The following is a 1406-nucleotide window of genomic DNA, read 5'->3' on the forward strand; positions in this document are numbered from 1 at the left end:
CGATTGGCGCCATCATGGGCGCCGGCATGGCCTCCGGCATGACCGGGGCGGAGATCCACGCCTATGCCCGTTCTATCCTCGGCAGCCGCGCCGAGGTGGCCTCGCGCATGTGGCGGGCAAGACCGGGAACCATCGCCGAGGCTATGCAGAACGGCATCCGCGTCAGCCAGTTCAATGTCGAGCGCATCCTGAAATCCTTCCTGCCCGACGCCATCCCGGAAACCTTCGCACAGCTGAAGATCCCACTGAAAGTGACGGCGACCGACTATTTCGGCCACAAGCTCGCCGTCTTCGAGGACGGCGACCTGCATTCGGCATTGGCCGCTTCCGCCGCCATTCCGGCGGTGTTCCGTCCGGTGACGCGCGACGGCCGCGTGCTGATCGACGGTGGCATCTACAACCCCGTGCCCTTTGACCTCATCGAAAAGGACGCCGACATTATCATCGCCATCGACGTCGTCGGCGCGCCGAGCGAGGCCGAGCGCCGGCACCCGACCACCGTCGATCTGATGTACGGCGCCACGCAGTTGATGATGCAGTCGATCATCGCCAACAAGCTGCGGCAGTGCCCGCCCGACATACTGATCCGCCCGAACGTGTCGAAGTACCGCGTGCTCGACTTCCTCAAGATCGACACACTGATGGCCGAGACGGTCGAGATCAAGGACCAGCTGAAGCGCGAGGTCGAGCGGGTGCTGGAGGGCAGGGCTGCCGTGAAGGGCAAGCGGGGCAAGAAGGCCGGGTGAGGGAAAGCTGCCGATCTCCCAAGTGGGTGAGGTGGCCATCATCGCCGTCCCCTGCGAAGCTGCATCAAGACTTCGCGGTTGCATATTCCAGCGCCACCACGCCGTTGCTGAACGGCGTTGCCGAAATCAGCTCGAGCGGCACTCGCCCGCCGGGCGCAAACAGCGGCTTGCCGTGGCCGACGACGCCGGGATAGATGAGCAGGCGGATGCGGTCGACCAGGCCATGCCCCAGCAACTGCTTGGCGACGCCATTTGCCTTTGGTAAGGGCGCCGACTTTGGTGATCTTCGGCGCCGACGGCGACCTTCCGCCACCTAGCCTGCGGCCGGAGGTCGTCGACATATGCGCCGTTCGCTGGGCGATGATCGCGTCGGGCCTGACGCTTCGCACTGGTTCGCCGATTCGGCGTTTCGGCCTGTCCCATTGTCGCTCAGACCGGTCCACGGCTCTTTAGACCTCGGATAGGTTTTGCCGGTATCTATCGGAGAAAAGGAGCCGGAAAGTCATGACCGATATCTGGCGCTCACTCCTCGCCAATCTTGCGCTGGTCTCCATCCTGGTGGTCGCCTGGGACCTTGTGGCGGATTTCACCGGGCGACTTTCGCGGCGGAGGCGGTCGCTGATTCTCGGCGTGGTCATGTGCGCCGGCGCGATCATTTCC

General features: G+C 64.2%; 2 protein-coding genes. One reads left to right on the forward strand and one right to left on the reverse strand.

Features of this window, described 5'->3' with window-relative positions; genetic code table 11:
- The coding region (locus EOA33_RS35750; RefSeq protein WP_145989512.1) for a patatin-like phospholipase family protein at positions 1-746 on the forward strand (746 nt) is incomplete at its 5' end.
- 64 nt (positions 747-810) lie between these two features.
- Here EOA33_RS35750 and EOA33_RS35755 read toward each other — a convergent pair.
- Entirely contained in the window at positions 811-981 is a 171-nt protein-coding gene (locus EOA33_RS35755; protein WP_245482552.1) for a dihydrofolate reductase family protein, read from the reverse strand.
- Positions 982-1406: the final 425 nt, after the last annotated feature.

The organism is Mesorhizobium sp. M4A.F.Ca.ET.050.02.1.1 (genome assembly GCF_003997725.1).
Taxonomy (GTDB): Bacteria; Pseudomonadota; Alphaproteobacteria; order Rhizobiales; family Rhizobiaceae; genus Mesorhizobium.